Annotated in this window: 21 protein-coding genes; 15 read left to right on the plus strand and 6 right to left on the minus strand. The window is 68.2% G+C overall.

Features of this window, described 5'->3' with window-relative positions:
• The first annotated feature begins 591 nt into the window (after positions 1–591).
• From WS87_RS27635 to WS87_RS27655, 5 genes are all read left to right on the plus strand, one after another.
• A complete protein-coding gene (locus WS87_RS27635; protein ID WP_059815004.1) occupies positions 592–1,980 on the plus strand; it encodes an NCS2 family permease in 1,389 nt (462 codons plus the stop codon).
• Positions 1,981–2,216: 236 nt separating this feature from the next.
• Positions 2,217–2,810: a hypothetical protein gene (locus WS87_RS27640; protein ID WP_059528591.1), complete on the plus strand. Its 594-nt coding sequence runs from the start codon at positions 2,217–2,219 to the stop codon at positions 2,808–2,810.
• Positions 2,811–3,021: 211 nt separating this feature from the next.
• Positions 3,022–3,942 (plus strand): LysR family transcriptional regulator, encoded by a 921-nt coding sequence (locus WS87_RS27645; protein ID WP_059815008.1) that lies wholly within the window; start codon positions 3,022–3,024, stop codon positions 3,940–3,942.
• A gap of 225 nt (positions 3,943–4,167) precedes the next feature.
• Positions 4,168–4,950 (plus strand): ABC transporter substrate-binding protein, encoded by a 783-nt coding sequence (locus WS87_RS27650; protein ID WP_059528597.1) that lies wholly within the window; start codon positions 4,168–4,170, stop codon positions 4,948–4,950.
• A 258-nt stretch (positions 4,951–5,208) separates the two neighbouring features.
• Positions 5,209–6,324: a succinylglutamate desuccinylase/aspartoacylase family protein gene (locus WS87_RS27655; RefSeq protein ID WP_059815013.1), complete on the plus strand. Its 1,116-nt coding sequence runs from the start codon at positions 5,209–5,211 to the stop codon at positions 6,322–6,324.
• 119 nt (positions 6,325–6,443) lie between these two features.
• Here WS87_RS27655 and WS87_RS27660 read toward each other — a convergent pair whose 3' ends face one another.
• Positions 6,444–7,250, minus strand: coding sequence for a MetQ/NlpA family ABC transporter substrate-binding protein (locus tag WS87_RS27660; protein WP_059815017.1), 807 nt, complete (start codon positions 7,248–7,250; stop codon positions 6,444–6,446).
• A gap of 307 nt (positions 7,251–7,557) precedes the next feature.
• Between WS87_RS27660 and WS87_RS27665 the strand changes: the two genes are divergently transcribed.
• The 9 genes from WS87_RS27665 to WS87_RS27705 all read left to right on the plus strand — a co-directional run bounded on the left by WS87_RS27665 (position 7,558) and on the right by WS87_RS27705 (position 16,525).
• Complete coding sequence (locus WS87_RS27665; protein WP_059467242.1) at positions 7,558–8,718, plus strand: porin; 1,161 nt, start codon at positions 7,558–7,560, stop codon at positions 8,716–8,718.
• A 221-nt stretch (positions 8,719–8,939) separates the two neighbouring features.
• On the plus strand, positions 8,940–9,200 hold the full coding sequence (locus tag WS87_RS27670; RefSeq protein ID WP_059528608.1) for a DUF2866 domain-containing protein: 261 nt from the start codon (positions 8,940–8,942) through the stop codon (positions 9,198–9,200).
• A 133-nt stretch (positions 9,201–9,333) separates the two neighbouring features.
• The gene (locus WS87_RS27675) at positions 9,334–9,717 is read left to right on the plus strand and encodes a DUF6232 family protein (RefSeq protein WP_059528611.1); all 384 of its coding nucleotides are present in this window, start codon (positions 9,334–9,336) and stop codon (positions 9,715–9,717) included.
• A 71-nt stretch (positions 9,718–9,788) separates the two neighbouring features.
• The gene (locus tag WS87_RS27680) at positions 9,789–10,016 is read left to right on the plus strand and encodes a hypothetical protein (RefSeq protein ID WP_059528614.1); all 228 of its coding nucleotides are present in this window, start codon (positions 9,789–9,791) and stop codon (positions 10,014–10,016) included.
• A gap of 240 nt (positions 10,017–10,256) precedes the next feature.
• Positions 10,257–12,527, plus strand: a complete 2,271-nt coding sequence (locus WS87_RS27685; RefSeq protein WP_059815021.1) for a TonB-dependent hemoglobin/transferrin/lactoferrin family receptor — start codon at positions 10,257–10,259, stop codon at positions 12,525–12,527.
• A 49-nt stretch (positions 12,528–12,576) separates the two neighbouring features.
• Positions 12,577–13,668 carry a hemin-degrading factor gene (locus WS87_RS27690; protein ID WP_059815024.1) on the plus strand — a complete coding sequence of 364 codons (1,092 nt, stop codon included), beginning with the start codon at positions 12,577–12,579 and terminating at the stop codon, positions 13,666–13,668.
• Positions 13,665–14,573, plus strand: a complete 909-nt coding sequence (locus tag WS87_RS27695; RefSeq protein WP_059815028.1) for a heme/hemin ABC transporter substrate-binding protein — start codon at positions 13,665–13,667, stop codon at positions 14,571–14,573. The genes WS87_RS27690 and WS87_RS27695 overlap by 4 nt, the downstream gene beginning before the upstream one ends.
• Positions 14,574–14,588: 15 nt before the next feature.
• Positions 14,589–15,677, plus strand: coding sequence for a FecCD family ABC transporter permease (locus WS87_RS27700; RefSeq protein ID WP_059815031.1), 1,089 nt, complete (start codon positions 14,589–14,591; stop codon positions 15,675–15,677).
• Positions 15,678–15,694: 17 nt separating this feature from the next.
• Positions 15,695–16,525, plus strand: a complete 831-nt coding sequence (locus WS87_RS27705; protein ID WP_059815250.1) for a heme ABC transporter ATP-binding protein — start codon at positions 15,695–15,697, stop codon at positions 16,523–16,525.
• 36 nt (positions 16,526–16,561) lie between these two features.
• Here WS87_RS27705 and WS87_RS27710 read toward each other — a convergent pair whose 3' ends face one another.
• Together WS87_RS27710 and WS87_RS27715 are read right to left on the minus strand one after the other, a co-directional pair.
• On the minus strand, positions 16,562–17,173 hold the full coding sequence (locus WS87_RS27710) for a trimeric intracellular cation channel family protein (protein ID WP_059815035.1): 612 nt from the start codon (positions 17,171–17,173) through the stop codon (positions 16,562–16,564).
• Between the two features lie 8 nt (positions 17,174–17,181).
• Entirely contained in the window at positions 17,182–19,308 is a 2,127-nt protein-coding gene (locus WS87_RS27715; protein WP_059815039.1) for a penicillin-binding protein 1A, read from the minus strand.
• Positions 19,309–19,517: 209 nt separating this feature from the next.
• Here WS87_RS27715 and WS87_RS27720 point away from each other — a divergent pair, with 209 nt between their 5' ends.
• On the plus strand, positions 19,518–20,315 hold the full coding sequence (locus tag WS87_RS27720; protein WP_059815041.1) for an aminoglycoside phosphotransferase family protein: 798 nt from the start codon (positions 19,518–19,520) through the stop codon (positions 20,313–20,315).
• Between the two features lie 108 nt (positions 20,316–20,423).
• Here WS87_RS27720 and WS87_RS27725 read toward each other — a convergent pair whose 3' ends face one another.
• The 3 genes from WS87_RS27725 to WS87_RS27740 all read right to left on the minus strand — a co-directional run bounded on the left by WS87_RS27725 (position 20,424) and on the right by WS87_RS27740 (position 23,440).
• Positions 20,424–21,260: a bifunctional allantoicase/(S)-ureidoglycine aminohydrolase gene (locus WS87_RS27725; RefSeq protein ID WP_059608096.1), complete on the minus strand. Its 837-nt coding sequence runs from the start codon at positions 21,258–21,260 to the stop codon at positions 20,424–20,426.
• Positions 21,261–21,961: 701 nt separating this feature from the next.
• On the minus strand, positions 21,962–22,405 hold the full coding sequence (locus WS87_RS27735) for a hypothetical protein (protein WP_059528642.1): 444 nt from the start codon (positions 22,403–22,405) through the stop codon (positions 21,962–21,964).
• A 375-nt stretch (positions 22,406–22,780) separates the two neighbouring features.
• Positions 22,781–23,440, minus strand: a complete 660-nt coding sequence (locus WS87_RS27740) for a methyltransferase family protein (protein ID WP_059815045.1) — start codon at positions 23,438–23,440, stop codon at positions 22,781–22,783.
• Positions 23,441–23,543 lie beyond the last annotated feature (103 nt).

Raw genomic sequence — 23,543 nt, forward strand, 5'->3', positions numbered from 1 at the left:
TCAGCGTGCTCATCACCACGTCCGTTTGATCAGTGATCCTGCATTTACCGATCGGATGCCCGACGCATGCATCGTCATCGATCCGGTCACGCGCGCGGCCCCGGTATCATCCGGACTCACGTTGCGCACGGCGGCGCGGCGCGTCACGCGCGGCCGTATTCACGCGCCTGCTCGGCCTCGATGAAAGACATTCGTAATCCCCGATGCCTCGCCCGCTTCCGCCCTGCCCGCCGACCCGGCGTTCAAATAATCGCCTTAACGGATTCGAACTAGGCGTATACACGCGTTCCGCGACGACGAAGCCCCGTTGCACGCCGATATAAGCGCTGCGACATGCGCTGCATGCTCTTCCCCCAATGGGACGTGATGGGCCGTTCGCCTAACCTTCGCTACGGCAAAGCACACGTGACGGGGTCGACCACGCCACGCGTCGTACGACGCGGCACACGCGCGCCCTTCGACGCGCGGACGACGACACGAATCACGCGTGATGCGTCCCCACGACGCTGCCGATAATTTCAACCAGATACGAGACACCCTGACGACGGCCTGCCACAGGCCGTTTCAGCATGCTGATAAAGGAGCAAGCTCATGAGTGATACCCCGGTGCAGCCGACGGTCGGCGTCGGCGCGGAAGAAACGGACTTCGGCACCAAGGGAGTCATCGACCGGTACTTCGGCATTTCGTCGCGCGGCAGCACGCAGCGTCGCGAAATCGTCGCGGGCGTGACCACTTTCCTCGCGATGGTCTATTCCGTGTTCGTCGTGCCCGGCATGTTCGGCAAGGCCGGCTTCGACACGAGCGCGGTATTCGTCGCGGTCTGCCTCACCACCGCGTTCGGTTCGCTGCTGATGGGCCTGTGGGCGAAGCTGCCGATCGCGATCGGCTGCGCGATCTCGCTGACGGCGTTCACCGCGTTCGGCCTCGTGCTCGGCAAGGGCCTGCATCCGACCGTCGCGCTCGGCGCCGTGTTCCTGATGGGCCTCGTGTTCACGGGCATTTCGGTCACCGGCGTGCGTTCGTGGATCCTGCGCAACCTGCCCGCGGGCGTCGCGCACGGCACCGGGATCGGCATCGGCCTGTTCCTGCTGCTGATCGCGTCGAACGACGTCGGCCTCGTGATCAAGAATCCGGGCGCCGGCCTGCCGGTCTCGCTCGGCCAGATCACCGCGTTCCCGGTCATCATGTCCGTCGTCGGCCTGGCCGCGATCTTCGGGCTCGAAAAGCGTCGCGTGCCCGGCGGCATCCTGCTCGTCGTGGTCGCGATCTCGCTGATCGGCCTCGTGTTCGATCCGGCCGTGAAGTATCGCGGCATCTTCGCGCTGCCGTCGCTGAGCGCACCGGGCCACGCATCGCTGATCGGCGCGATGGACATCAAGGGCGCGCTGTCGATGGCCGTGCTGCCGAGCGTACTCGCGCTCGTGATGACCGCCGTGTTCGACGCGACCGGCACGATCCGCGCGGTCGCGGGCCAGGCGGGCCAGCTCGACGAGAACGGCCGCATCATCAACGGCGGCCGCGCGCTGACCGCCGATTCGATCAGCTCGATCTTCTCCGGCTTCCTCGGCGGTGCACCGGCCGCGGCCTACATCGAGTCCAGCGTCGGCGTGGCCGCCGGTGCGAAGACGGGCCTCGCGGCCGCGGTGGTCGGCGTGCTGTTCCTGGTCGTGATGTTCTTCTCGCCGCTCGCGGGCCTCGTGCCGTCGTACGCTACGGCCCCGGCGCTGATGTACGTCGGCCTGCTGATGCTCGGCAGCGTGAGCAAGCTGCACATGGACGACATGGTCGATGCGATGTCGGGCCTCGTGTGCGCGGTGTTCATCGTGCTGACCGCGAACATCGTGACCGGCATCATGCTCGGCTTCTCGACGCTCGTGATCGGTCGCATCGCCAGCGGCGAATTCCGCAAGCTCAACGTCGGCACCGTGCTCATCGCGGCCGTGCTCGTCACGTTCTATCTCGGCGGCTGGGCGATCTGACCGCGCATCGTGCGCGACGTCGCCGGCAGAAGGACGGCGCGCATCGGGACGACACCGTCTCCTCCACCATCGTCGTCGATGGTCTCGCGGCCTGGAAACGCACGTTTCCGGGCCTTTTTTGTCGATGCGGCCGGCGTTGCGGCGCGCTGTCCGGCGAGACGGAAGGCGGCGAGCGGCGCGGCGCCCCGCGAGTCCGAACGCGGTGCTACGATCACATTTTGTCCTCCGGAACGACCATGAATCCGTTCGGCATCGTCTCTGAATCAGACACGCGGACGGCGGCGAGCAAGCCGCCGTTCATCCCGTCGTTCGGCTTCGTCGAAGTTCATGAATCGCGGCCGATCGACGCGCCGCCGTCGCGCATCATCGACGCCGTGGCCGCGCTCGACATGCGCGCCGATCCGGTCATCGACGCGTTGCTTGCCGTGCGCGAATCGCCGGCGGCCATCGCGCGTGCGCTGGGCAACCGCCCCGCCGAAGCCGCACGCGAACGCTTTGGCTTCGATACGTTCACGCTGCTGCATCGCGACGACACGTCGCTGTCGCTGGGGCTCATCGGACGCTTCTGGCGCCCGACGCCCGACGTGCGGACGATCGACGACGCCGCGGCCTTCGTCCGGCACGACGATCCGCGCGACGCGAAGCTGGTGCTGCGGTTCGAGGTCGTCGGACTGTCGTCCGGCACGCGCCTGCTGCGCACCGAAACCTTCGTGCACTGTCCGAGCACGCGCACGCGCCTGCTGTTTCTGCCGTACTGGCTCGCGATCCGGCTCGCGAGCGGCTGGATCCGCCGCCGCACGCTCGCGGCCGTCGAACTGGCGCTTGCCTGACACACCGGGCCGCCACGATAACTTCACGCGGTGTGTCGTCGCGCGCGGCGCATCTCGGCAACGTCACGCACCGCACGCACCGTCATCTGCAATCCTGATCGCCGCGCCGCGCCTCGCGGTTTTTGTTCCGCCCGGCGTTCGCCGTCGCGGCGCGCTACCCTATCGATCTTCGCGCCGGCGCCCCGGCCCGCCGCCAGATCCGAACCGATCGATGACCCGCATCCGAAACCACCTGAACATCGCGCAGCTCCAGGCGTTCGTCTCCGCCGCGCATCACAAGAGCCTGCGCGCCGCCGCGCGCGAACTCGGCGTCACGCAGCCCGCGATCACGCATACGATCCGCGAGCTGGAAACGGCGCTGAACGCGGAACTGCTCGCGCGCAGCGTGCGCGGCGTAGAGCTGACCGCGTGCGGCCATGCGCTGCTGCCGCGCGCCGAGCAGTTGCTCGGCGACATGCGCCGCACCGTCGAGGCCGTCGAGCAGGTGAAAGGGGAAATGTCCGGACGGGTCGCGGTCGGCACGATGCCGTCGATCGCGCTGACCGCGCTGCCGCACGCGGTCACCGCCTTCCGCCGGTCGATGCCGAACGTGAGCCTGCATCTGGAGGAAGTGACGGTGCCGGACGCGCTCGCGCAATTGCGCAACGGCACGCTCGACATCGCTGCGATGCACCATGTGCCCGCGCTCGACCGCGATCTCACGCAAGTGCCGCTGCTGTCGACCGAATTCACCGTCGTGATGCGCGAAGGCCACCCGCTCGCGCACGCGCGCCGGTTAGAGGAATTGCTCGACGCCGAATGGATCGTCACGGTCGGGGCCGAGCAATTCCCGCACAGCGTGATGGTCGGCATGTTCGAGGCGCGCGGGCTGCCGCTGCCGAAGCGCCTGCTGCGCTCGCCGATGTCGTTCGCGGTGACGCTCGGGCTCGTCGCGCGCTCCGACGTGATCGGCTGCTTCACGCGCCCGCTGGCCGCGATGGTGGCGCCGCTCGGGGTTCGCACGGCCGACCTCGACGAAAGCATGCCGCGCTTCGACCTGTCGATCATCGCGCGCCGCGACCTGCTGCCGACGCCGGCCGTGTCGCAATTCGTCACCTGTCTGCAGCGCGCGGTCAACGAAACGCTCGGTTGAATCGTTCCTTCGTCTGAAACGGTCGCGCGCAGCATGCGCGGCCGTCGGGTCCGGTATCGGGGCATGTCCTAGGCGCCCTGCCGGTATTTTGTCTTGATAATCTTGCGCACGTCGCGCGCCCGCATCGGGCAGCGAAACGGACAGTCCGACGCGAAGCCGCGCCGGACCGAAGGCTTACGGCGCGGCACAACCGCGCACCCATCGAACAAAACGAGGAGTCACCGAGTGAAAAAGATTCTTGCGGCTGTGACCGTAGCCCTGCTCGCCGTATCGGCCGGCACTGCATACGCGAAGGACTGGACGACCGTGCGCTTCGGCGTCGATGCAAGCTACCCGCCTTTCGAATCGAAAGGCGCCGACGGCAAGGTGGTCGGCTTCGACGTCGACCTCGGCAACGAAATCTGCCGCCGCATGAACGCGAAGTGCGTGTGGATCGAAAACGACTTCGACGGGATGATCCCGGCGCTGAAGGCACGCAAGTTCGACGGCGTCCTGTCGTCGATGTCGATGACGCCGGCGCGCCAGGAACAGATCGCGTTCTCGTCGAAGCTGTTCAACACGCCGACGCGCCTCGTCGCGAAGAAGGGCGCCGGCCTGATGCCGACGGCCGAATCGCTGAAGGGCAAGTCGGTCGGCGTCGAGCAGGGCACGATTCAGGAAACCTACGCGAAGACGTACTGGGCCCCGAAGGGCGTGAACGTCGTGCCTTACCAGAACCAGGACCAGGTCTACGCGGACCTGATCTCCGGCCGTCTGGACGGCGCGCTGCAGGACGCGGTGCAGGCTGAAATCGGCTTCCTGAAGACGCCGCGCGGCGCGAGCTTCGATTTCGCCGGCAAGGACATCGACGATCCGAAGACGCTCGGCAACGGCGCCGGTATCGGCCTGCGCAAGGAAGACACCGACCTGAAGGCGAAGATCGACGGCGCGATCGCCGGCATGCGCAAGGACGGCACGTACGACAAGATCGCGAAGAAGTACTTCGATTTCGACGTGTACGGCAAGTAACACCGCGCAACGCGCGCTTCGCATCCGCGCAGACGGGCTCCGGAAGGAGCCCGTTTTTTTTGCCCGCGCGCGCCGAAAGACCGCGTGGCACGCGTGAGCGAAGGGCCGCGGCGACGTTATTTTTTACGCAACAACCCGATGATTCGTAAGGGAAATCGACTTGCCATGTACGCGGTTTGATAGGTTCGCGGAAGGCAACGTACAATCGATCTTCCACGCATACCGGATCACTCGCGGCTGCGCCGCCCTCCCCTCATCATGCAAACGCAGACCCATCCGCTGATTTCCCCCGCCGTCGGCACCGAACGCCAGATCACGAGCTTCCACTACGGCCCGCGCGGCGGGAAGAAGGTCTACATCCAGTCGTCGCTGCACGCGGACGAACTGCCCGGCATGCTGGTCGCCGCGCTGCTGCGCCGCAAGATCGCCGCGCTCGAGACGGCCGGCAAGCTGCGCGGCGAGGTGGTCATCGTCCCTGTGCCGAACCCGATCGGCCTGTCGCAGCACGTGTTCGGCGATCACCTCGGCCGCTTCGAGCTCGGCTCGATGCAGAACTTCAACCGCAATTTCCACGATCTCGCAGCGCTCGTGATGCCGCGCATCGAAGACCGGCTGACGAACGACGCGCAGCGCAACGTCGCCGCGGTACGCGCCGCGATGCGCGAGGCGCTCGACGAACAGAAGCCGCGCACTGAGCTCGAATCGCAGCGCCTCGCGCTGCAGAAACTGTCGTTCGACGCCGACATCGTGCTCGACCTGCATTGCGACAACGACGCAGTGATGCATCTGTATACGAACCCCGATCTGTGGGAAGACGTCGAGCCGCTGGCGCGCTATCTGGACGCGCAGGCGTCGCTGCTCGCGCTGAATTCGGTCGGCAATCCGTTCGACGAGATCCACAGCTTCTGCTGGTCCGATCTGCGCAGCCGGTTCGGCGATCGTTTCCCGATCCCGAACGGCGCGATTTCCGTCACGGTCGAACTGCGCAGCGAGCGCGACGTGTCGTACGAGCTTGCGGAGAAAGATTCGCAAGCGATCGTCGAATACCTGACCGAGCGCGGCGTCATCGACGGCACGCCGGCGCCGCTGCCGCCGCTCGCGCATCCGGCCACGCCGCTCGCGGGCACCGATCCGCTCGTCGCGCCGGTGTCGGGCGTGATCGTATTCCGCACGCCGGTCGGCGCGTGGATCGAGGCCGGCCAGGACGTCGCCGACATCGTCGATCCGCTGACCGATCGCGTGATCACGCTGAAGAGCAGCGTGTCGGGCGTGCTGTACGCGCGCCAGGTCGTGCGCTTCGCGACCGCCGGGATGGAAGTCGCGCGGATCGCCGGCGCGACGCCGATCCGTACCGGGTCGCTGCTGTCGGCCTGAGCCCCCGAGCCGGCCGAGCGGCCGGCCCGTGCGCCGCATCGCGGCGCGCCAACGAAATCGCCCGCTTGCGCGGGCGATTTGCTTTTCGGTCCGGCGCGATGCCCGGCGACGGCCGACGTTCAGAACGCCGGCACGATCGCACCGCCGAACTTCTGGTCGATGAACTTGCGCACGTCGTCCGATTCATAAGCCGCGACGAGTTTCTTCACCCACGGCTTGTCCTTGTCCTGCGCGCGCACCGCGATCAGGTTCGCGTACGGCCCGCGCAGATCCTCGATCGCGATCGCATCCTTCACCGGCGTGAGCCCGGCCTTCACCGCGTAGTCGGTGTTGATCGACGCGGCATCGAGATCGGGCAGCGCGCGCGGCAGTTGCGCGGCGTCGAGCTCGACGATCCTGATCTTCTTCGGATTCTCGGCGACGTCGAGCGGCGTCGCGTTCACGCCGTTCGTGCCAGCGCCCGCCTTCAGCTTGATCACGCCGTATTTCTGCAGCAGCAGCAGCGCGCGGTTGCCGTTCGACGGATCGTTCTGGATCCCGACCTTCGCGCCGGTCGGCAAATCCTTCAACGACTTGAGCTTCTTCGAATAGAAACCCATCGGCGCCGTGTAGGTCAGCCCGACGTTGACGATCCGGTAGCCGCGCTGCTTGATCTGGCTGTCGAGAAACGGCTGGTGCTGGAAACCGTTCGCGTCGAGGTCGCCCGAATCGAGCGCCGCGTTCGGCTGCACGTAGTCGTTGAATTCGATGACCTTGATCGCGAGGCCTTCGCGTGCGGCGACTTTCGTCACCTCGGTCCAGATCTGCGCGTCGGGGCCGCTCATCGTGCCGATCTTCAGCGTCTGGGAGTCGGCGTGCGCGCCGGGCGCGACAAAGGCCAGCGCCGCGGCAAGTGCGCCGAGGCCGGTCAGGATCGAACGTCGCATGGTGTCCTCTTGTCCCGTGTCGTTGTTGAAGCGCGCATCGTGGCACGGGGCCGGAACGGCACCAACCAAGCTTATTTCATGTGCATATTCCGGATCCCGATCGAATCTCAGCCGAAATCGGTATAACTCCCCGCTGTACAACCGGGCAGAATCCAGTGTCGCTTCGGCACCACAGATTCGTCATATGACAAAGCCTGTCACATTCATTACGTGGCCCGCCGATAAAGTTGCGACCGGTCCGTGAAAGCGCCCATAGAGAGCGCCGGAACCGCAACTGGACACGCCATTTATTCGCTCGGAGAATCCTTTGAACAAGAAACTGTTGACCATCGCCATCCTCGCAGCAACGGCCGGCGCGGCACACGCACAAAGCAGCGTGACCCTGTATGGCGTCATCGATGCCGGTATCAGCTACGTGAACCACAGCAAGACCGCGAACGGCGGCAGCGGCAAGCTGTTCAAGTACGACGACGGCGTGGCCCAGGGCAGCCGTTGGGGCCTGCGCGGCACCGAAGACCTCGGTGGCGGCCTGAAGGCGATCTTCGTGCTCGAAAACGGCTTCAACAGCGGCAACGGCACGATCGGCCAGGGCGGCGCGATCTTCGGCCGTCAAGCCTACGTCGGCCTGAGCCAGTCGCAATACGGCACGGTCACGTTCGGCCGCCAGTACTCGTTCTCGACCGACATCCTCGGTTCGAACTACTCGACGGGCGGCAACACGGTCGCGGGTAACTACGCGTACCACGTGAACGACATCGACCAGCTCACGTCGAGCCGCATCAACAACTCGGTGAAGTTCCAGAGCGCGAACTACGCCGGCTTCACGTTCGGCGCGTTGTACGGCTTCTCGAACTCGACCGACTTCGCCGGCGCACCGTCGACGACGACGGGCACCACGACGACGGCCGGTTCGTCGCGCGCATACAGCTTCGGCCTGAACTACGCGAACGGCCCGTTCGCACTCGGCGCCGCATACACGGACATCCGCTTCCCGAGCCAGTCGACGCCGGCATTCTCGACGTCGATCGCGAACATCGCGCTGACGAACATCCGCGACCTGCGCACGTACGGCGTCGGCGGCCGCTACATCTTCGGCCCGGCAACGGCATGGCTGCTCTGGACGCGCACGCAGTTCACCCCGATCGCGGCTGGCGCGTCGGGCACGTTCTACAACGCGTATGAAGCAGGCGTGAAGTACGCGATCACGCCGGCCCTGTCGGCAGCAGCGGGCTACACGTACACGAACGCAACGCAAAGCGGCAACTCGGCGCACTGGAACCAGGGCAACCTGGGCCTCGACTACGCGCTCAGCAAGCGTACGGACGTGTACGGCCTGGTCGTCTACCAAAAGGCGTCGGGCAACGGCGTGCAAGCGCAGATCGGTTCGAGCACGAGCTACTTCAGCACGTCGGGCAACGGTTCGTCGAACCAGCTGGCCGCTCGCGTCGGTATCCGTCACAAGTTCTAAAGCATCCGCTTAACTCGTCCGCGCATGTCGCGGACGACGACGGCAAGAAGCGCCCCGCTCCACGCGGGGCGCTTTTTTATGGGCTTTTAAGTTTCGCTTAATTCTGGGCTGAGAGGATGCTCTCACCCCCCCTGTTGGCCGCCTGAGCATCGGCGGCTTTTTTTTTGAGACCCACTACGGCACCGCCATCAACTGCCCACAAGACAGGATCGGAGCCCAAGATGATCGAAGATACCGTTTTCAGCCATCTGCACGCGATTCTGACGCGCCGGCATTCGCTGCCGGTCCAGAGCTGCCGCGTGTCGGTCGAAATGCAGCGCCCGTGGGGCCGCCCGTACCGGCTCGTCGAATGGACGATGCATCTCGACGCACCCGCGCGGCGCCAGATCGTGCCGGCCGAATCGACCGACGAGGAAATCGCCGAGGTCGTGGCGTCGCACGTGCCGGGCCGCCTGTACGGCGACGGCCGGCTGCAGTTCTGATTCCCCTCGTTACTCGCCATCACCCGCCGTTGCCCGCATCGCGGCCGGCCCGCACGCATCGTGCGGCACTCGGTCTCGTTTGACGCGGCAACGAAGTCTGCTACGCTGCGCGTTTTCGTCCACGCAACACACGATGGAAAACGCATTCAACGAACGCGGCGTGATGGTCACCCGCAACGGCCTGTCGGCCGCCGGGCAGGTCTTCCCGCTGCGTGACATCCGCAACGTCGATGTCGTCAAGATTCCGAAAAATCGCCTCGTGCCCTGGCTGATCTCGCTGATCGGCGTGGCCACCGCCGTCGCAGGCGGCATCGGCGCATCGAGCGCCGCGCTGGTCGTCGGCGTGATGCTCGCGGTCGTCGGCTATCTCGCTTGGACCACGCAGGACATCACCTACCGCCTGATGGTCGAGATGCCCGACGGCAAGCGCGAAGCGCTGTCGAGCGTCGACGCCGAATTCGTCGAGCGCGTCGCGCAGGTCGTGCGCGACGCACGGACGGCGACGGCCGCCGGCTGATTTCCGCTGCGCGCGCCGACCACCTACTATGAAATGAGCGGCACGCCGCCGCGTCGTTCGAGGAGGTCGGCATGAACGCCCAATCGCTGTCCGGCATGCTGCGCGCGCAGGAACTGCTGCTCGTCTCGATGATCCGAGCGCTGCCGCCCGACACACGCAGCGCGCTCGTCGACCTCTACGCCGAACAGCTCGCGTTCGCCGAACAGGCCGGCTTCGAAGGCCACGGCGATCGCGCGACGCACGATGCGTTCATCGCGCATGCGCGCAACCTGCTGATTCGTATCGAATCGCTGGCCTAGGGCCAGCCTGCTTTCACCGCATGTCTCGCCGCGCGCGGCTCGCCCGATCCGCGCCGACGGCGCGCGTCCGCACGCGCCGCTTTTCGTCCTTGTATTGATAATAATTCTCATTTACACTGGAGAAATTATCAATTCCCTTTCAATTCGCCGTTCGCCGCCAGTCGCGCGCGAACGGGCCAGCCAGGTGAACGCGTCACCCAGCCAGCCTTCGGGCTAGTCATCGTCAATGGGAGACCACCTGTGCATTGCCATCCACTCGCGCGGCAGCCGATCTGTGCCGCGCTGTTCGGCGCGTTCGGCCTGTCCGCCGCCCCGGCTCATGCCGATTCGCCGCCGCAAGGCGCCAACCCGCCACCTGCCGTCCTGATCGCCGCCGCGTCCATGCGCGGCGATGCGGCGCTGCTCGACCCCGTCACCGTCACGGCCACCCGCACCGCCACCGCCGCGAGCCGCACGGCCGCGTCCGTGTCGGCGATCACCGACGACGATCTCGAAGAACAGCAGGCCACCAACATCAAGGATGCGCTGCGCTACGAGCCGGGCGTCACGGTGCGCCGCACCGCGTACCGCCCCGGCAGCGCCGCGCTCGGCGGCGGCCGCGACGGCGATTCGAGCATCAACATCCGCGGCCTCGAAGGCAATCGCGTGCTGCTGATGGAAGACGGCATCCGCCTGCCGAACGCGTTTTCGTTCGGCCCGCTCGAAGCCGGCCGCGGCGACTACGCCGATCTCGACATGCTCAAGCGCATCGAGATCCTGCGCGGGCCGGCATCGGCGCTGTACGGCAGCGACGGGCTGACCGGCGCGGTGAACTTCATCACGAAGGATCCGCGCGACCTGCTGTCGATCTACGGCAAACCCACCTACTTCTCGTTCAGGCCGAGCTACGACTCGGCCGACCGCAGCGTCGGCGCGACCGTGTCGGCCGCGGGCGGCAACGATCGCGTACAGGGGATGATCATCGCCGACGGCCGGCGCGGCCACGAGGTCGACACGCGCGGCGGCAACAACTCGGTGAGCACGCTGCGCACCACGTCGAATCCGCAGGACGTCTATTCGGAATCGCTGCTCGGCAAGCTCGTGCTGACACCCACCACGCGCGACTCGATCAGGTTCACCGCGGAAACCGTGCAGCGGCGCGTGAGCACCGACGTGCTGTCCGCGATCAATGCGCCGACCACGCTCGGCCTCACGACGAACGACCGGCTCGAGCGCAACCGCTTCAGCGTCGACTACGACTTCCGCGACGATGCGTTCCGCTGGTTCCAGACCGCCCATGCACAGTTTTACTACCAGGACGCGAAACAGGACCAGTACGCGTTCGAGACGCGCGGCCGGCAGCCTTCGCGCTCCCGCGACAACCAGTACAAGGAGCGCACGTTCGGCGGCGCCGCGTTCGCCGAAAGCGGCTTCGCGACCGGCCCGTTCGCGCACAAGCTGCTGTATGGCGTCGACGGCAGCGTGTCGCGCGTGACGAACCTGCGCGACGGCACGGTGCCGGGCGTGGGCGAGGCGTTCCCGAACAAGGCGTTCCCCGACACCGACTACACGCTGTTCGGCGCGTTCGTGCAGGACCGGATCGGCTATGGCCGCCTGCTCGTCACGCCGGGGCTGCGCTTCGACACGTACCGCCTGAGCCCGACGCGGAACGATCCGCTGTTCACCGGCACCGCGGTGTCGACGAGCGCGAATGAAGTGTCGCCGCGCGTCGCGGTGCTCTACGAGATCACGCCCGCGGTCATTCCGTACGCGCAGTACGCGCACGGCTTCCGCGCGCCGACGCCCGACCAGGTGAACAGCAGCTTCTCGAACCCCGTGTACGGCTACACGTCGATCGGCAATCCGAACCTGAAGCCCGAGACGAGCGACACGTTCGAAGCCGGCCTGCGCGGCAAGGCCGGCACCGGCTACGGCATCGTGCGCTACAGCGCGGCCGCGTTCACGGGCCGCTACCGCAACTTCATCTCGCGCACGACGATCGCCGGCAGCGGCCGCCCGGCCGATCCGTTCGTATTCCAGTACGTGAACTTCGCCGACGCGCGCATCCACGGCCTCGAAGGCCGCGCCGAATGGGCGATGCCGAACGGCATCACGCTGAAGACAGCGATGGCGTTCACGAAGGGCTCGACGCAGAACGACGGCGCGGCGAGCCAGCCGCTGAACACGGTCACTCCGTTCTCGGCGGTGTTCGGCGTGCGCTACGAACCCGGCGAACGCTGGTTCGTGCAGACCGACCTGCTGTTCCAGGCCGCGAAACGCGACAAGGACATCGACAAGTCCGACTGTTCGAACAAGACGTGCTTCTCGCCGCCGTCGTCGTTCGTCGTCGACCTGCGCGGCGGCTACCGCTTCAACAAGCACGTGAGCGCGACGATCGGCATCCGCAACCTGTTCGACCGGAAGTACTGGAACTGGTCGGACGTACGCGGGACCGCCGCCGATTCGCAGGTGCTCGATGCATATACGTCGTCAGGCCGCACCGTCGCCGTCAGCATGAAGGTCGATTTCTGATGCGCGCCGCCCGCGCTGCCACCCCAACCGTTACTTGAAGGAGTCCGACATGATGCAATCCGCCCTTCCCGGTCAGCCGGCCACGCCGGCCCGCGCGCCCGCCGCGTTGCGCGACGCGTTCATCAAACTCAAGACCGAGCGCCAGTTGCGCAACCGCGACGTCGCGCAAGCGCTCGGCGTCAGCGAAGGCGAGGCGCTCGCCGCGTTCGTCGGCGAACACGTCGTGCGGCTCGACGCGCGCTTTCCGGCGATGTTCGAGGAAATGCCGCGCCTCGGCCGCGTGATGGCGCTCACGCGCAACGACACGGCCGTCCACGAGAAAGACGGCGAATATGCGCAGATGAGCCATGACGGCCCGGTCGGCCTCGCGCTCGGCGACATCGACCTGCGCATCTTCTACCGCCACTGGGCGTCGGCGTTCGCGGTGCGCGACGAAACCGCGCACGGTCCGCTCAAGAGCCTGCAGTTCTTCGACGCGCAAGGTCACGCGATCCACAAGGTTTACCTGCGCGCGCACAGCGATCACGCGGCGTACGACGCGTTCGTCGAACGCTGGCGCGCGGCGTCGCAAACGCCGGGGCTCGACGTCGCGCCCGCCGCGCCGAAAACGCCCGAGCGCGCGGACACCGAGATCGACGTCGCGGGCTTTCGCGCCGCGTGGGACGCGATGACCGACACGCATCAGTTCTTCGGCATCACGCAGCGCTTCGGCGTGAGCCGCATGCAGGCGCTGCGCCTCGCCGATCCGCAATATGCGTATCCGGTCGAAGCGGCGCACGCGCTGCGTCACGTGCTCGAACGGGCCGCGTCGAGCGGCCAGCCGATCATGGTATTCGTCGGCAATGCGGGCTTGATCCAGATCCACACGGGCCCCGTCGCGAACGTGCGCGAGGTCGGCGCGTGGATCAACGTGCTCGACCCGGGCTTCAACCTGCATGTGCGCGAGGACCTGATCGCCGCCGCGTGGGTCGTGAAGAAGCCGACGAGCGACGGCATCGTCACGTCGCTCGAGCTGTTCGACCGGCAGGGCGACCACGTCGCGCTGCTGTTCGGCGAGCGCAAGCCGGGTCAGGTCGAACGCGACGACTGGCGCGCGCTCGTCGCGACGCTGCCGTCGGCGGCGCGCGGAGACGCACGGTGAGCGCGCAATCGTTCCTGCCGCGTCGCCGCGTCGTGCTCGCGAGCGCGGTCGCCGGTGCGCTCGCGGGCGCGCTGCCCGGCCGAGCGCGCCCGCAAGCCGCGCAAAAGCGCGTCGTCGTGATCGGCGGCGCGCTCGCGGAAACCGCGTTCGCGCTCGGCGGCGCCGACGCGCGCGGTTACCGGCTCGTCGGCACCGACACGACCTGCACGTACCCGGACGCCGCGAAACGCCTGCCGAAGGTCGGCTATCAGCGCGCATTGTCGGCCGAGGGGCTGCTGTCGCTGCGCCCCGATCTCGTGCTCGCGTCGGCGGAAGCCGGCCCGCCTGCCGCGATCGCGCAAGTGAAAAGCGCGGGTGTCGCGGTGACGACGTTCAACGAGCGGCATGACGTCGACTCGGTGCGCGCGAAGATCAGCGGCGTTGCACAGGCGCTCGACGTGCGCGACGCGGGCACCGCGCTGCTGCAGCGCTTCGATCGCGACTGGCAGGCCGCCCGCGACGCGATCGCCACGCGCGTGCCCGGCGGCGCGCAGCCGCCGCGCGTGCTGTTCGTGCTGAACCATACGGGCAACCAGGCGCTCGTCGCCGGCCAGCGCACGGCCGCCGACGCGATGCTCCGCTACGCGGGCGCGCGCAACGCGATGCAGGGCTTCGATCACTACAAGCCGCTGACGACCGAGGCGCTGGCTGCCGCCGCACCCGACGTCGTGCTGATCTCCGACGAAGGGCTCGCGGCGGTCGGCGGCCGCGACGCGCTGCTCGCCGCACCCGGCTTCGGCGCGACGCCGGCCGGCCGCGCACGGCGCGTCGTGTCGCTCGATGCGCTGTTCCTGCTCGGCTTCGGCCCGCGCCTGCCGCTCGCCGTCACGACCCTGCACCGGCGCCTGTCGGATGCGCTCGCCTGATTCCGGATCGACACGATGCCCGCTCACGCTTCACCTTTCCCCGCGCGGTCGCACGTAGCGCGCACGGGCGCCGCACGCGTCGGCGCGACACGCCGCATCGCGCCCTTCGCGCTGGCCGCGCTCGCTATCCTCGTGTGCGCCATGTCCATCGTCGCGCTGTGCGTGGGCGCATATCGCATTCCATTCGCGGAAGCCTGGGCCGCGCTGAGCGGCGACCCGGCCGCGCAACAGGCACGCGCGGTGCTGGTCGACATCCGCGCGCCGCGCGTCGTACTCGCGCTGCTGGTCGGCGGCGGCTTCGGCGCGGCCGGCGCCGCGATGCAGGCGCTGTTCCGCAACCCGCTCGCCGATCCGGGGCTCGTCGGCGTGTCGAGCGGCGCGGCGCTCGGCGCAACGACGACGATCGTGCTCGGCCCCGCGCTGTTCGCCGCGCATGCAGGAGCGGTCGCGCTGCCCGTCGCCGCGTTCGCGGGCGCGCTCGCGGTCGCGGCGCTCGTCTACCGGCTCGCCGCGTCGCGCGGCCGGCTCGCGCTGCCGCTGCTGCTGCTCGCCGGCATCGCGATCAACGCGCTGGTCGGCGCGGCGATCGGGTTGCTCACGTTTGTCGCCGACGACGCGCAACTGCGCTCGCTGACCTTCTGGAGCCTCGGCAGCCTCGGCGGCGCGCAATGGCCCGCGCTGGCGGCCGTCGCGCCGTGCGTCGCGATCGGCTGCGGGCTGCTCGTGCGCGACCGTGACGCGCTCAATGCATTGCAGCTTGGCGAAACCGAGGCGTTGCATCTCGGCGTGCCGGTGCAGCAGCTCAAACGGCGCGTGCTCATCGCGGTCGCGCTCACGGTCGGCGCGCTCGTATCGTGCGCGGGCATCATCGGTTTCATCGGCCTCGTCGCGCCGCACTGCGTGCGCCTCGCGTGCGGCCCCGACCAGCGCGTGGTGCTGCCCGGCGCCGCATTGCTCGGCGCGCTGCTGACGCTCGCCGCCGATCTCGCCGCGCGCACCGCCGCCGCGCCCGCCGAGATTCCGCTCGGCGTGCTCACCGCGCTGCTCGGCGCGCCGTTCTTTCTCGCGCTGCTGTGGAAAAGCCGCGGCGCACTCGGCGGCTGATCCTTCATGCGCTCATCATGCTGACCGCCCAACATCTCGACGTCGCCCGCCGGCACCGCATCGTTCTGCACAACCTGTCGCTGTCGATCGAACCCGGCCGCGTGACCGCGCTGCTCGGCCGCAACGGCGCAGGCAAGAGCACGCTGCTGAAGACCTTGGCGGGCGAACTGACCGGCAGCGTCGCGCCGCACGGCGTGCGCGTGACCGGCGACATCGCGCTGAACGGCGAACCGCTCGCGCGCATCGACGCACCGCGGCTCGCGTGCCTGCGCGCCGTGCTTCCGCAGGCCGCGCAACCGGCGTTTCCGTTCAGCGTCGACGAAATCGTGCTGCTCGGCCGCTATCCGCATGCACGACGCAGCGGCGCGCGGCACGTGATCGCACAACGCGATCGCGACATTGCGTGGCAGGCGCTCGAACGCGCGGGCGCCGAGACGCTCGTCGGCCGCGACGTCACGACGCTGTCCGGCGGCGAGCTTGCACGCGTGCAGTTCGCGCGCGTGCTCGCGCAGCTGTGGCCGGACGACGACGCGACGGAAAACGGCCCGCGCTACCTGCTGCTCGACGAACCGACCGCCGCGCTCGATCTCGCGCATCAGCACCGGTTGCTCGACACCGTGCGCACCGTTGCGCGCGAATGGCGGCTCGGCGTGCTCGCGATCGTCCACGATCCGAACCTCGCCGCGCGGCACGCGGATACGATCGCGATGCTCGCGGACGGCACGATCGTCGCGCACGGCGCGCCGCGCGACGTGATGACGCCCGCACATATCGCGCAGTGCTACGGATTCGCGGTGAAGATGGTTGAAACGGGTGACGGGTCGCCACCAGTCATGGTGCCGGCGTAGCGCACGCGTGTCGTCGCATCCGTGCGGCAATCTCGCTCAATGCTCGACGTCCGCGACGCCGAACGTCCGCATTTTCCATCCGAGCCGCACCGCAAGCATGCGCGTCGTGAAGCCCGCCGCCAGTGCGACCATCGACGCCAACCCGGCATCGATACCGAGATGCTGGCTCCCGACGTACAGCGTGCCCGTGAAGAACGCGACGCTCGCATACAGTTCCTCGCGCAGGATCAGCGGCATCTCGTTGCACAGCAGGTCGCGCAGCATCCCGCCGCACACGCCGGTGATCGCGCCGGCCAGCACGACGATGATCGGCGCGCTGCCCGTCGCCGCGCCGATATCGCAGCCGATGATCGTGAACGCCGCGAGACCGATCGCGTCGACGGTGACGAACAGCGTCTTCATCCGCGCGACGTGCCGCGCGGCCCACGACGCGACGGTCGCCGCGACGAGCGTGATCACCAGATATTCGGGATGCGCGATCCAGCCGAGCGGATAGTGGCCGAGCAGCACGTCGCGCACCGTGCCGCCACCGAGCGCCGTCACCGCGCCGACGAGCGCGAGCCCGAAGCGGTCCATCCCGCGCCGCATGCCCATCAGCGCGCCCGACATCGCCTCCGCGACGATCGCGATCAGATACAGCGTATGCATCGCGCGCCTCAGTCTTCGGTACGGAACAGGTCGAGCACGCGTTCGCGCTCGGCCGCATCGACGGCCGCGGGCATCGGCTCGTCGGGCCTGCCCTGTTCGCCCGAAGCATCCGGCGCCTCCGCCGCCGGCGCGCCGCCGCACGCGAAGCGGCTGCGGATGTACGACGGCACGTCGGCCGTGCACGTGCCGCGCGTGTATTCGGCGTACACGAAATCGCCGTCGACGAGCGCGACGTCCTGCGGCGGCGTCGCAGCAACCGGCGTGCGTCCGTCGACGGCCGTCTTCATGTAGTCGAGCCAGACCGGCAGCGCGAGCGTCGCGCCGGTCGCGCGCCCCATCGGGCGCGGCGTGTCGTAGCCGAGCCACGCGACCGCGACGATGCCCGACGAGTAGCCGGCGAACCAGACATCCTTCGATCCGTTCGACGTGCCCGTCTTGCCGGCTGCGTCGTCGCGGCGCAAGGCGAGCGCGCCACGCGCGGTGCCGGCCTTCACGACGTCGCGCAGCATGCTGTCCATCATGAACGCGTTGCGCGCCGACACGACGCGCGCGCCTTCAGGCGTCGTCGCCTCGTACATCGCGCCGCCGTGACGCTGCTTCACCGACAGGATCAGGCGCGGCTCCATCCGCGTCCCGCCGTTCGCGAACACGCTGTACGCACTCGCGAGTTCGAGCGGCGTCACCGCGCCCGCGCCGAGCGCGAGCGGCAGCGACGCCGGATTGCGCTGCGCGTCGAAGCCAAAATGCACCGCGTGCTGCTGCACGTAGCGCGCGTCGGTGGCCTGCATCAGGCTGACCGCGACCAGGTTCTTCGAGCGCACGAGCCCGCGCCGCACCGGAATGAAGCCCTCGTAGCGGTTGCCGAAATTGCGTGGGCGCCACGGCCGCGCGCCGGTTTCCTCATGGGTCAGCGTGCGCTGCGTGTCGTCGACCAGCACGCCCGGAAAGTAGCCCTTCTCCAGCGCCGCCGAATAGACGAACGGCTTGAAGCTCGAACCCGGCTGGCGATACGCCTGCAATGCGTGGTCGAACACGTTGCGGTTGAAATCCGCGCCGCCGACGAGCGCGAGCATGTCGCCCGTCGCCGCATCCAGCGACACGAGCGCGCCTTCGAGCCCGCTGCGCGCATCGCGCCTCGCGCGCGGCTGCCGGCTCAGCGTGCGCTGGAGCGCGGCTTCGGCCGCGCGCTGGTCGCGCATCGAGATCGTCGTGGTCACGTCGAGGCCGAGCGTATAGGCGTCGTCGTGAAAGCGCTCGACCATCATCCGGCGCGCGCGCTCCGCGACGTACGGCGCCGCGATGATGCCGGGCGGCGGCGTGGTCGCCAGCGCGATCGGCGCGTCGACCGCCGCGCGATAGGTCGCCTCGTCGAGTTCGCCGAGCGCATGCATGCGGCCGAGCACGTAGTTGCGGCGCGCGGTCGCGCGCGCCGGATTGACGACCGGATTGAAGGCGGACGGCGCCTTCGGCAATCCGGCCAGCACGGCCGCTTCGCCCGCGCTCAGCGCGTCGAGCGGCTTGCCGAAATACACGTTCGCGGCCGCCGCGAAACCATACGCGCGCTCGCCGAGATAGATCTGGTTCATGTAAAGCTCGAGCAGCTTGTCCTTGCTGTACTCGCGCTCGAGCTTGATGGCCATCAGGATCTCGGCGAGCTTGCGGCTCAGCACCTTGTCGCGCGTCAGGTAGAAGTTGCGCGCGACCTGCATCGTGATCGTGCTGCCGCCCTGCCCCGGCTGTCCGGTCACGACGTTCGCGAACGTCGCGCGCGCGAGGCCGCCGATATCGACCGCGCCGTGCTGGTAGAACTTCGCGTCCTCGGCCGCGAGCAGCGCGTGCCGCATGAGCGGCGGAATGCGTTCGAGCGGCACGAATTCGCGGCGCTCGACGCCGTACTCGGCCAGCAGTTCGCCGTCGCGCGAGAAAATCCGCAGCGGCAGCGCGGGCCGGTAGACGGCCAGGTGCTCGACGGATGGCAACTGCGTCCAGATGCGATCGATCGTCCATGCGCCGATGCCCGCGCACGCGAGCGTCAGGCCGAAGAGCGCGCCGGCGAAGATGCGCCATGCGCGGCGGCGCGGCGATGCGGGAGGCGGGGCCGGTGGCGTTGGAGGGTTGGCGGTGTGGTCGGTCATGCAGGCTCCTTCTTCAATGCGGCGAACGCGGGCGCGCAACAGGCGCCCGTCGATCACGGAAGGCGCGCATTGTCGAAGGGATACCGGGATACCGGAACACTCTTTAGCCTAAGTTTGGCTGGCTAAATTTTATTTAGGAATGGTTGCGCGGCAGCCGTGCCGGGTAGCCCGCGCGGCGCACGAGCCGGTTCGCCTGTACCATCGTCTGCATGTTCGACACGTACCTGCGCCTGTGGGATCTCGTTCCCGACGGCGGCCCGATCCTGACCGCGAGCGGCGGCGTGCTGCCCGTCGTCTGGCACGCGCGCCCCGCGATGCTCAAGGTCGCGACCTGCGACGAAGAGCGCCGCGGCAATGCGCTGATGACCTGGTGGAACGGGGATGGCGCCGCGCGCGTGTGGCTGCACGACAGCGACGCGGTGCTGCTCGAACGCGCGCAGCCGGCGCCGACGCTCGTCGGCCTGTCCGCCGCGGGCCACGACGACGATGCGATCCGGATCGCATGCCGCGCGGTCGCGCGGCTGCACGCGCATCGCGCACCGGCAGCGCCCGAGGTCGTGCCGCTGACCGACTGGTTCCACGCGCTGCTGTCGCATGACACCGGCGATGACACGCTGCGGCGTTCGGCCACGGCGGCGCGCCGGCTGCTGGCCGCGCCGCCCGTCGACGACGACGTCGTGCTGCACGGCGACATCCATCACGGCAACGTGCTGCACTTCGGCGATCGCGGCTGGCTGGCGATCGACCCGAAGGGTTTGCGCGGCGACCGCGCGTTCGATTACGCGAACCTGTTCTGCAATCCCGCACACGACATCGCCGTCGATCCCGCCCGCTTCGCGCGGCGCGTCGCGCTCGTCGCCGAGGCTGCGCAACTCGACCGCCGCCGGTTGCTGCAGTGGATTCTTGCGTGGGCCGGTTTGTCGGCGGTCTGGCTGATCGAGGACGGCCTGCCGCCCGATACGCGGCTGCAGGTCGCGAGGCTGGCCGCCTCAACGCTCGACGCGTAGCGTGCGACGACGGCCCGGCCGCCACGTCCACTGCATCGCGCGGCGGCATCAATAAAAAAACCCGCCGGCATGCACCAGCGGGTTTTCGTGTCCGACGTGCGCGACCGCTTAGCGCGCCGGATTCAGCGTCAGATTCATGTGACGGTTCACATCCTTGTACAGCAGGTAACGGAAGCGGCCGGGGCCGCCCGAATAACATGCCTGCGGGCAGAACGCGCGCAGCCACATGAAATCGCCCGCTTCCACCTCGACCCAGTCCTGATTCAGGCGATAGACGGCCTTGCCTTCCAGCACGTACAGGCCGTGCTCCATCACGTGCGTCTCGGCGAACGGAATCACGCCGCCCGGCTCGAACGTCACGATGTTCACGTGCATGTCGTGACGCATGTCGCTCATGTCGACGAAGCGCGTCGTCACCCATGCGCCGTTGGTGCCCGGCATCGGGATCGGCTCGACGTCCTGCTCGTTGGTCACGAACGCTTCCGGCAGCGCAATGCCGTCGACGACCTGATAGTGCTTGCGGATCCAGTGGAAACGCACGGCGGCATCGCTGACGTTGTGCAGCGTCCAGTCGGCGCCCGGCGGGATGAACGCGTAGCCGCCCGGCTTCAGCGTGTGCTGCTTGCCCTGCAGCGTCAGTTCGGCCTCGCCTTCGACGACGAACAGCACGGCTTCGGCGTTCTTGTCCTGCTCGGGCTTGTCGCTGCCGCCGCCCGGATTCACTTCGACGATGTACTGCGAGAAGGTTTCGGCGAAACCCGACAGCGGACGCGCGATCACCCACAGGCGCGTGTTGGTCCAGAACGGCAGCCAGCTCGTGACGATGTCGCGCATCACTCCCTTCGGAATGACCGCGTACGCCTCGGTGAACATCGCGCGATCGGTCAGCAGATCGGTCTGCGGCGGGTGGCCGCCATGCGGCGCGTAATACGTTGTCTTAGACATAAAGCATCCAGGCAATGGGTTGGTCCGGCCCCGGGTCGCAACGGCAGGCGCGGCACGCGCGTGGGGCACGCATGCGACGGCGGGACATCGTTGCCGGGGTGGCTTGAAAGCGCGGGCGCCTTCGTTCGGTCGGCCAGGCTTCGCGACGGGCCCGCCCGGTTCAGCGGGCGGGGCGCCCCATGCTTGCGGGTCCGGCGGCCGGGCCCCGGACACTCGGGGTCATGCGGCGGGGCACGAGGGACGGCACGGTTCGATTCCGTACGCGGGCAGCGTTGACGATAGCGAAGTCGATCCGGATCGACCAATTAAATGTTGCGATGACATCCATTCGATTTCCCACTACCCGCCGTGGCGCGCGATGGCCCGACAACGCGTGCCGTGGACGCGTCGGCGCCTCAGGGAAATCCTGATGACCGGACGGCAATCCGTCGATCGGCGATGGCGAAATGGGGATGGCCGACCCTGCGCGGTTGCATGTCGATGCAACTGGCGATGTCGTCTACAAGCGGGAAAGGTGAAGCGGGAGAGAGCGCGCCAACCCGTCGAGCGGGGCCGGGCATGAACTGCCTAAGGGGGTGAAGGCCGCCGGTCTTGTCGGCGATGGCGGCCCGGCTGAGGCCGCCGGGCCGGCTGTCGGATCGGGTGCCGACGCGTCGGGCGCGCCGGTGCGCAGGCCGCGCACCGTGCCGCGCCCGCGGCGATCAGTCCCAGTCGCGGTGGTGGCGATGCTTGCGGTGACGATGGCCGCGATCGCCATAATCGCCGCCGCGGTCATACGAGTTGCGCGACAGGTTGCCGCCGAGCGCCGCGCCGGCGCCGCCGCCGACGGCCGCGCCCAGCAGGCCGCCCGTGCGGCCGCCCATCGCGTTGCCGGCCGCGGTACCCGCGCCGCCACCGAGTGCGCCGCCGATGATCGCGCCGGTGCGCTCGCGACGGTTCGACGTCACGGCACCACCTGCGCCGCCGCCGATCGCGCCACCGATCACGGAGCCGGTGCTGCCGCCGACCGCGCCGCCGACCGCTGCGCCGGCAACCCCGCCGAGCGCGCCGCCGAGCGCGTTGTTCATGTCACCGGCCAATGCCGGCACTGCGGTCGCGCCGGTCAGCACGGCGACGACGAGAGCGGGGGCGATTTTCTTCCACATTCCCGTATTCTTCCTTGTTCGCAATCTGGTTATCGAAGGTCCGCTCGATACGACGATCTGAATCGATCGGCGTCGATGCCGGCATTGTGCCGAATCCCGGACCAATTCATTTCAATGAGCTTGCGGCGAAGAATAGCACCGGTCGAGCCTGCGTGCCGTCGACATTCTGGTAACAAGTTGTTTACCGAAAGCGGACCGGAAAAGCTTGCCGAAAACCGCCGGGAACGCCCGCCGGCAGGGGCTTCGGTCATGGTCAAGCCCCGTTTTTCGGCGATGCGGAACGTGCCCGTCGCGCGGGTTCGGACACACGTGGCAACACATCGGCGGCATGCCGCGAGCCGGCGGAATCGCCCGGTCGTTCGCGTCGAACGAGGGTCAGTACACGCCCGGAATCAGCCGCCAGGTGTGCGCGCAATACGCGTCGTATTCGGCGCCGAATTGCGTGCGCAGCAGCGCTTCCTCGGAACGGATGCGCGCGACGAGCGGAATCAACGTCAACGCGACGAGCAGCAGCCCGACGCCCGAGCGGAACGCCAACGCCCAGCCGGCCGCATTGACGAGCAGGCCGAGATAGCTCGGGTTGCGGATCTTGCTGTAGATGCCGTCCGTCACCAGCGTGTGGCCCGGCTGGATCGCGACGAGCCCGCTGAAGCGCTTGCCGAGCACGAACACGGGCCAGAGGCGCAGCACGCCGCCCGCGACGTACAGCGCGACGCCGATCCAGCGCACCGTGTCGCCGCCGAAGGTCCACACTTCGAGGCGGTCGGTCAGCGCCGGCAAATACGCGAGCAGGAACCCGCTCGCGCCGAAGGCCGCGAGCACCCAGCGATTGTCGCGGTTCTCGCGTTCGCCGGCGCTCAGGTTGCCTTCGGTAAACATCGCGACGACGGCAAGCGCGAGCGTCGCGACGGCAATGGCGATCAGGGGCGGATGTGAGAAGAAGGCGGCGAACCCGCCGATGCCGAGCACGGCGAGCCCCAGATAGACGAGCGTGGAGACGCTCGCAACGATTGCGACCTTGCGCGTAACGGCCATGGCTTGCCTCGCCGGAGTGGGCTTTCCTGTGAAGTATAGGAACCCGGGCGGGCGATGCGCACGCGCGCCGTCATGCGGCGCGCGAGTTTTCCCTGCGAGAGGC

The sequence above is a fragment of the Burkholderia sp. MSMB0856 genome, assembly GCF_001524645.2.
GTDB lineage: Bacteria > Pseudomonadota > Gammaproteobacteria > Burkholderiales > Burkholderiaceae > Burkholderia > Burkholderia diffusa.